Raw genomic sequence first — 7,444 nt, 5'->3', positions numbered from 1 at the left:
TTGTTGACAACGCAGAGGTTCGCCGTGTGTATCTGGGTGAACACTTCCGGATGTGATGCCCCCACGTTCGCTCACTGTGAGTAGCTCGCTGCCCCCCGAGTGGGCCGCCGCGCCTGCGGCTGGGCAAAACCAGTTCCGCAAGCGGTACCGGCTTTGCCGGACTGCAGGCCGGGGGACTCCCTTTGGGCGCAGCGAACCGCGCGAAGCGGGAAGCGTGGGGCCACTATGAAACAGGGACTTTCGCTCCGCGTTTCGCAGCATCTGGCGCTGACACCGCAGTTGCAGCAATCTATTCGTCTGCTGCAGCTTTCCACGCTTGAGTTGAGTCAGGAAGTCGAGCAGATGCTTGATGAAAATCCATTTCTCGAAGTGGCTGACGACACCGCCGTCCGCGAGGAATTTGGCCTGGAGCAGATCGATACGCCGGTCAGCCAGGACAGTCAGGAGTTTGAGTACGCTATTAATTCAATAGCTACTAATGCCGATAGTTCCTCGACTACAAGCCAAAACGATGCTGAAACCAGCGTGGAGTCAAGTTCCGAGGCCAGACTGGAGGAAAGCTGGGAGGGCGACGGCACGGTCGAGTCTTCGCCCGACGACAGCGAATGGGGAAGCGATGCGCCGGCGCGCAAGAACAACCTCGACGACAGTGACGCCCAGGCGTCCGACCTGACGGGCGCCCATGAATCGCTGCAAGATCATTTGCACCGCCAGTCGCTAGGCCTGCGTCTGTCCGAGGTGGACCGGGCGGCACTCTACTTCCTGATTGAATCGCTCAACGACGATGGTTATCTGGAAGACAGTCTGGCTTCGCTGGCGGGCGGGCTGGCCGGCGACGACCTGGAGCAGGCCGAGGAGCTGGCGCAGCGCTTCGCCGTGACCCTCAAGCTGCTGCAGCACATGACGCCGGTCGGCGTTGGCGCGCGCAATCTGGCCGAGTGCCTGGGGCTGCAGCTGCTCGATTGCCAAGACTGTGAAGAAACCCGCGCCGCCATCGCCATGTGCAGGCAGCCGATGGAATTGCTGGCCAAGCGCGATGTGAAGCGCCTGTCCTATCTGTGCAGTTTTGCCGACGAGGTCATCAAGCGCGCCATCGTGCTGATTGCGCGGCTGGAGCCCAAGCCTGGCCGGCGTTTTGTCAATGTCGAGCGCAACCTGATCGTGCCCGATGTCATCGTCGTCAAATCCGGCCGCGGCTTCAAGGTTTCGCTTAACAGTGATGTCATGCCCCGGCTGCGCGTGCATGATATTTACGCTAATGCGCTGAAGCAGCACAAAGGCCAGGGCGGCCAAGCGCTGCAGCAGCGGCTGCAGGAAGCGCGCTGGTTCATCAAGAACATCCAGCAGCGTTTTGACACCATACTGCGCGTCAGCAGCGCCATCGTGGAGCGGCAGAAGAACTTTTTCAGCCACGGTGAGCTGGCGATGCGCCCGCTGGTGCTGCGCGAGATTGCCGACGAGCTGGGCCTGCACGAATCGACTATTTCGCGGGTAACGACGGCCAAATACATGAGCACGCCGTTTGGCACTTTTGAGCTGAAATACTTCTTTGGTTCGGCGCTGGGCACGGAAACCGGTGGCAACGCCTCCAGCACGGCGGTGCGTGCGCTGATCAAGCAGTTCGTTTCCTCGGAAAACCCCAAAAAGCCGCTCAGCGACAATCAGATTTCCGAAATGCTCAAGGAGCAGGGTATCGAATGCGCCCGACGCACGGTAGCCAAATACCGTGAAGCGCTGCGCATTGCGCCCACCAATCTGCGCAAAGCGCTGTGAATGTCGCCCCCACGGTCGTTCGCTTCGCGTAACTCCCTGCCCCCCCGAGGGGGCCGCTGTGCCTGCGGTCTGGCGAAGCCAGTCCCGCGGCCCCTGCTGGTGGCGAGTGGCAGGCTATCCGTTCGCCCTGATGTAGCTAAGGGTTCTACCCAACAAAGCTGCGGCTTCTCACGATCAGCCCAGCGTAGTGACAAAACTTATGAATCAACTTCAACTATTTCTCCCCTGCGCCGCCGGCGTCGAAACGCTGCTGGCCAGCGAGGTCCAACGCATCACCGGCATTGAGGGCAAGGCCTGGCGCGCTGGCGTGCAGCTGCAGGGCTCTTGGCGCGACGCCATGCAGCTCAACCTCCACAGCCGCCTGGCGCAGCGTGTGTTGATCGAACTGCAGCACAACCAGTACCGTAGCGAGCAGGACCTGTACAACGCAGCGGCAAGTGTCGCCTGGGAAATCTGGTTCACACCCAAACAGACCTTCAAGGTCGAAATCACCTCGCAGCACAGCCCCCTGACCAGCCTGAACTTTGCGGCCCTCAAGATCAAGGATGCGATCGCCGACCGCTTCCGCCAAAAGTTCAACGACGTGCGTCCCAGCGTTGATACCCACTGGCCCGACGTGCGCGTCTATGTGCATCTGACGACAGACACGGTCACGATCTATATCGATACCTCGGGCGAGCCGCTGTTCAAGCGCGGCTGGCGCGAAGACAAGGGCGATGCGCCGCTGAAGGAAACGCTAGCCGCAGCCATGATTGCCGCCAGCGGCTGGGACCAGTTGTGCAAGCAGGGCGTGCCGCTGTACGACCCCTGTTGCGGCTCGGGCACCATCGCCATCGAGGCGGCGCAGATTGCCTGCAACATCGCGCCCGGCATCAACCGCAAATTTGCCTTCCAGAAGTATTTGCCGTTTCAGGGTCATGTCTGGGAAGGCCTGCTGGACCAGGCCGAAGCAGCGATTACCGAGCCGTCGGCGCCCGTGTTCGGCAGCGATGTGTCTTTCCGTATGGTCGATTTTTCCGAGCGCAATGCCGAGCGTGCGGGCGTGGCCCACGCCGTGCAGTTCCGCGGCGGCGATGCGCTGCAACGCATGCCGCCGGCACCCAGCGGCGTGATGCTGGTCAATCCGCCCTATGGCGAGCGGATAGACGTGGCGGGCGTGGCCGGCATTACCGGTCTGCAGGGGCGGGAACAGCGCCGTTCTCAATTTGAGGTCCAGGCGGTAGATGACTTCGGCCAGCCGCTGCAGCGCCCCAGGCGCGACAGCCGCGATGACCGAGAGGAAGCCGCCTTCGAGCCCTCGCGCGACCGCTCTGCCAACCCCGGCCGCGAGCAGGCGCAAGACGCCTGGGGCGAAGAAGCCTCCGACTTCTTTCCGCAGCTGGCCGCGCACTGGAAGAAAAACTACGCCGGCTGGACCGCTCATGTGCTGTCACCCGACCTTAAACTGCCAGGCAAGATGCGTCTGAAAGAGTCGCGCCGCGTGCCGCTGTGGAATGGCCCGATCGAGTGCCGGTTGTTCCGCTTTGACATGGTGGCGGGTTCAGCCCGTGGCAAGCCGGCTGCCGCTACCCCGGCACCCGCCAAGCCGTGAATTCGGTGAGTACCGTTGGCGGCATGAACAGTCGCAAGCTCGTCGTGCTCGACACCAACATCGTTCTCGATGTGTTTGTCTTCAACGAGCTTGCCGCACTCCCGCTCCGGCAGGCGCTGGAGGCGGGCGAACTCGATTGGCTAGCCACCCAGCCCATGCGAGACGAGCTGGCTCGCGTACTGGCTTACCCGCAAATCGTGTCGCGCCTGAACTTCTACCAATTGAGCGCCAGCGACGTGCTGGCCGCCTATGACAGGCATGTCCGTCTGACCGAGGTTGCGCCCAAGGCCAGACCCAATTGCAGCGACCCGGACGACCAGAAATTCATCGACCTGGCGGTCTCCAGCCAGGCGCTGCTGCTGAGCAAGGACCGGCATGTGCTGTCCATGGCAAAAAGGCTCCTTGTACAGGGAATACGGGTGCAGAGAGTTATCTAATTAGTCGCAATTTTATTGCCCCATCAGCCGTGCGCTTTGTCGGCTCCACTAGCGCTGCTCCTTCGCGTTCACCGGGTGCTTGGGGAACAAACCAATTTTGTGAGCAACTATCGCTATCCGGTTCGATTAGAACGGACCGAGCCTGGCCGTTCAGAAAACAAGCAGCCCCAACAGGTGCGGGTTGGGGGCTCACGGCGAGACCTGGATCGGCCAGTTCGTCAGTGGGGCACCGGTAAATCGCAATTTACGCCATTCACATTGCGCAGCTATATGTCGAAGTAGCCTGGACGCGATTCGGTCGCCAAGGATCAACCTGACAGCACGTCAACCGGGTTTCCAGCTGGCTGGAGTTGAGCCGCTTGCAGGGTCATGCCGACCAAATCAGGGTAAAGCTCAAAGCAATAGCGCGTTTTGAAAGAGGGCTCAACACACGCCTATTTTTCTGTCGCTGGTACTGAAGAACACCGGACATTTCCTGCGACACCATTTTTGGGATTTGAGCGTCTGGCATTCCCGGCCCCCTGCATCCTGCCGGCGCCCATACTATTCAGACTGTGGCTTCGGCTGTCGTTTTACTCGCTACTCACGAATACAGGGCAACAAACATCAAAGCATCAAAAACCGCACCAAAGCAGATGTACAGAACGGGCATGTAGAGCAACGACAGGTGCTGCATGATCAGTGCCTGCACCAGCACTTGATGCGGCACCATCACTGCAAAGAACAGCAGAATTAGCGCAGTGTGAAAAAGCTTGACCCACAGGCTTTGATTCAGCAGGTAATAACCCACCGCCAGCATCAGCATCAGCATCAGAATCAGCATCAGAGTCAGCGTCAGCGTCAGCGTCAGCGACGTTGTCAGCATTGCCCCATAGCCGGCAGGCTGTCTGCATGAATTACCACACGATCCGGCAACGTCTGGCGCGCTGCCTGCTGATGATGCGCGACCGGACACATTCCAGCGAACTGCTCCTTACCCACCAGGCACTGGCTTTCATGATCGGCGTGCGGCGTGAAAGCGTCAGCCGCATGGCCCGTGTTTTTGAAGAGCGCGGGCTGATCAGCTACAGCCATGGCTATCTGATGCTGCTGGATGGAGCAGGGCTTCAGCAGCTCAGCTGCCGCTGTTACCAGGCCAATCTGCTGACCGACGAAAAAACCCTGGGAATTTCGGCCAATGGCTAGGATCGGACGGATACAGGTTTCAATTCTCCGGCGTGCTCCGATAATCAACGGCTTCCCCGCTAAACGCCTGACACCGACCCATGCTGCCGAATTTTCCGCCATTGCCTGTTTTTGACATTCCAGCACATGACTGCCGTGGGCACTGTGGGATGCAAAATGTTGATGATGCGTTGTTGCCGGGCCAGCCTGCCGTGACAGCCGGCAAGCGCAAGCCCGATACCGCGCAAGCGGGCGATTTTCTGTCGCTGCAGTACGTCAGACCGTTTGTGAAGGAAGATGGCGCGGGAAAGTCGCTGCACTTCACGCTCGGCGAGTTGCAAAGCCGCATGCTCATGGCCAGGCCCTGGCAGCTGGAGATCGACTACACGCGCACCATGATGGGATTTTTGCTTTTTAACCCGGCCCCCGCGCATATCGGCATGATCGGGCTGGGCGGCGGATCGCTGGCCAAATTCTGCTACCGCTGCCTGCCGGCGAGCAGGATGACCGTGCTGGAGATCAACCCCTATGTGATTGCCCTGAGGCGCGAATTTCAGGTGCCCGACAACGATCAGCGCTTTCAGGTGATTGCAGCCGATGGCGCACTTTTTTTAAAAATCGAGGCGCCGGTTTTCGATGTTTTGCTGGTCGACGGCTTCGACCAGCAGGGCCAGCCTGCCGCCCTTTGCACGCCAGGGTTTTATGCGGATTGTCTTGCATCGCTATCGCCAGACGGCGTGCTGGTGGTGAATCTGCATTACGACCACCCTGACTATCCGCTGCTGGTCGATCGCATCAGCCGCGCTTTCGGTGGCAACGCGGTCGAAATCATTGCCGCGGAAAAAAGCAACAGCATTGTTTTCGCGTCCAGGGGCCAGTCCATTTCACCCCACCGCATGAGTCTGCGGCACAGCCTTGCGGGTCTGGCTGAAGAGGCGCGAATCGAGCTCAAGCGGGAACTGGCGCGGGTCATCTGGGAAATGAAAACCATTGCAGGCGAAGCTGCTGGCTAGCCTTTGGCCACTGGCCTGCTCCAGCGCTATCGTCAACGTGTCCTAGGTACTTTGGCCGCTTGCCGGTCCACTGTAGGAAGCGCCCAACGCGACCACGCGGCGATGTCTGACGCCCCGGCGCGCACGGCGCACGCAAACTAAAAGTTTGCGCAATTTCGGCCAGCAAGGCTTTGACACAGTCCTCCAATCTCACGAGAGACCCAACATGACCGAAAAATCCGCCTCCGTCCATTGGGAAGGCCAGGGCAAAAAAGGCCAGGGCCAGATCAGCACCGAAACCGGCGCGCTGAAAGCCTACCCGTATGGCTTCGGCAGCCGTTTTGAGGACGATCGCAGTGGCACCAATCCCGAGGAGTTGCTGGGTGCGGCACACGCGGCATGCTTCACAATGGCTTTTTCGTTTGCCTGCGACAAGGCGGGATTTGCCACCACATCGGTCGACACCCGGGCTGAGGTGCGCCTGACGACACAGGGCGACGGTTTTGTCATCGACCACATTGCGCTGACAATGGAAGCAGTGGTTCCCGGCATCAGCGAGGCAGTTTTTATGGAAATTGCCGAAGGTGCCAAAAAGGGCTGCCCGCTGTCCAAAGCCTTGGCCAGCGTTCCGGAAATCGAGCTATCGGCGAAGTTGCGCCGATAAGAATGCGCAAGCCTCCCAGATTGAAAATTCAAGACTGACCATGAAAACAAACTTCTCTTATGACGTGCAATACCCTGCCCAATCAGACACCACGCAAGCACAACGCGATGCGGTGATGGACTCGCTCGGTCCAACACTACAGGCGCTGCTTGCTGTTCAGGACAAAGCCGCCGCCGTGGTGGTAAGCGACAGCCACAGGGGCAACGGAAACAAGCTGGTGGAGCTGACCACGACACTTGGAGACACGCAGGTTGCCGAGATCCTCCAGGCATTTTCTGCACAACATGGGGTGCTGGTGGCACCGCTCGAATAATTGAACCGATCCGGCAACCTGTTGTCGGCGCTGAAAAGCCCGACGTCGTTCGGTATATTTTTTGCCAGTCAGCGCAGGCTGCAAACCCGGCTGTGGTCTGTTATCAATCAAAGTGACTCCTGAAAACCGTTCAAAGCCAGCCGACCCGATAGCTCAAGCCACTTGCGCACCGCCCTTTCTGGCATCTCTCTTGCGCTTGCACGCGTCCCAGGGTGTCCAACCTTTGGCGCATTCATGCGCCCGCCACAATCGCGTATGGGATGCGTAACTCTTTTATCATCGCCTCATCACCCCCTGGCGCGCAAAGGAAACAATGCCCGCATACCATGTTGAAATGCTGGAAGGCCGGACCATTGAATAAAAGAAAAAGCTGGCTGAAGCAATTACGCGCGTCAGCGTCGAGATTCTCGGTGGTCAGCCCGACTCGGTCGATATCATCATCAGCGACATCAAGCGAGAAAACTGGGCCACCGGCAGCAAACTCTGGTCTGAGCCGGGACAGTAGCATTC

Annotated in this window: 8 protein-coding genes and 1 pseudogene; 8 read left to right on the top strand and 1 reads right to left on the bottom strand. The window is 59.5% G+C overall.

The features are described from left to right. The first annotated feature begins 225 nt into the window (after positions 1–225). The 3 genes from HHJ19_RS07410 (at position 226) to HHJ19_RS07400 (ending at position 3,801) form a co-directional block, all read left to right on the top strand. Complete coding sequence (locus HHJ19_RS07410; protein ID WP_296905465.1) at positions 226–1,773, top strand: RNA polymerase factor sigma-54; 1,548 nt, start codon at positions 226–228, stop codon at positions 1,771–1,773. 199 nt (positions 1,774–1,972) lie between these two features. Beyond that, positions 1,973–3,364 (top strand): THUMP domain-containing protein, encoded by a 1,392-nt coding sequence (locus HHJ19_RS07405; protein WP_296905462.1) that lies wholly within the window; start codon positions 1,973–1,975, stop codon positions 3,362–3,364. Between the two features lie 23 nt (positions 3,365–3,387). Then, entirely contained in the window at positions 3,388–3,801 is a 414-nt protein-coding gene (locus HHJ19_RS07400; protein WP_296905460.1) for a putative toxin-antitoxin system toxin component, PIN family, read from the top strand. 583 nt (positions 3,802–4,384) lie between these two features. Here HHJ19_RS07400 and HHJ19_RS07395 read toward each other — a convergent pair. Further along, complete coding sequence (locus HHJ19_RS07395; protein WP_296905458.1) at positions 4,385–4,666, bottom strand: hypothetical protein; 282 nt, start codon at positions 4,664–4,666, stop codon at positions 4,385–4,387. Positions 4,667–4,692: 26 nt separating this feature from the next. Here HHJ19_RS07395 and HHJ19_RS07390 point away from each other — a divergent pair, with 26 nt between their 5' ends. The 5 genes and pseudogenes from HHJ19_RS07390 (at position 4,693) to HHJ19_RS07370 (ending at position 7,439) form a co-directional block, all read left to right on the top strand. Beyond that, positions 4,693–4,986, top strand: a complete 294-nt coding sequence (locus HHJ19_RS07390) for a Crp/Fnr family transcriptional regulator (RefSeq protein ID WP_296905456.1) — start codon at positions 4,693–4,695, stop codon at positions 4,984–4,986. Positions 4,987–5,135: 149 nt separating this feature from the next. Beyond that, complete coding sequence (locus HHJ19_RS07385) at positions 5,136–5,978, top strand: transferase (RefSeq protein WP_296905454.1); 843 nt, start codon at positions 5,136–5,138, stop codon at positions 5,976–5,978. Between the two features lie 205 nt (positions 5,979–6,183). Continuing rightward, a complete protein-coding gene (locus HHJ19_RS07380) occupies positions 6,184–6,621 on the top strand; it encodes an OsmC family protein (RefSeq protein WP_296905452.1) in 438 nt (145 codons plus the stop codon). A gap of 40 nt (positions 6,622–6,661) precedes the next feature. After that, positions 6,662–6,934 (top strand): hypothetical protein, encoded by a 273-nt coding sequence (locus HHJ19_RS07375; RefSeq protein WP_296905450.1) that lies wholly within the window; start codon positions 6,662–6,664, stop codon positions 6,932–6,934. A gap of 313 nt (positions 6,935–7,247) precedes the next feature. Next, a pseudogene (locus HHJ19_RS07370) lies at positions 7,248–7,439 on the top strand (4-oxalocrotonate tautomerase). The last annotated feature ends 5 nt before the right edge of the window (positions 7,440–7,444 follow it).

This window comes from Polaromonas sp. (assembly GCF_012927415.1).
GTDB lineage: Bacteria > Pseudomonadota > Gammaproteobacteria > Burkholderiales > Burkholderiaceae_C > Polaromonas.
The sequence above is the reverse complement of the archived record's forward strand: the minus strand, read 5'-3'. Positions and strand labels throughout refer to the sequence as shown.

Excerpts from the sequence above, each read along its gene's own strand:
- HHJ19_RS07410 (WP_296905465.1), top strand. The coding sequence starts at position 226 with ATGAAACAGGGACTTTCGCTCCGCGTTTCGCAGCATCTGGCGCTGACA.
- HHJ19_RS07405 (WP_296905462.1), top strand. The coding sequence starts at position 1,973 with ATGAATCAACTTCAACTATTTCTCCCCTGCGCCGCCGGCGTCGAAACG.
- HHJ19_RS07400 (WP_296905460.1), top strand. The coding sequence starts at position 3,388 with ATGAACAGTCGCAAGCTCGTCGTGCTCGACACCAACATCGTTCTCGAT.
- HHJ19_RS07395 (WP_296905458.1), bottom strand. The coding sequence starts at position 4,666 with ATGCTGACAACGTCGCTGACGCTGACGCTGACGCTGACTCTGATGCTG.
- HHJ19_RS07390 (WP_296905456.1), top strand. The coding sequence starts at position 4,693 with ATGAATTACCACACGATCCGGCAACGTCTGGCGCGCTGCCTGCTGATG.
- HHJ19_RS07385 (WP_296905454.1), top strand. The coding sequence starts at position 5,136 with ATGCAAAATGTTGATGATGCGTTGTTGCCGGGCCAGCCTGCCGTGACA.
- HHJ19_RS07380 (WP_296905452.1), top strand. The coding sequence starts at position 6,184 with ATGACCGAAAAATCCGCCTCCGTCCATTGGGAAGGCCAGGGCAAAAAA.
- HHJ19_RS07375 (WP_296905450.1), top strand. The coding sequence starts at position 6,662 with ATGAAAACAAACTTCTCTTATGACGTGCAATACCCTGCCCAATCAGAC.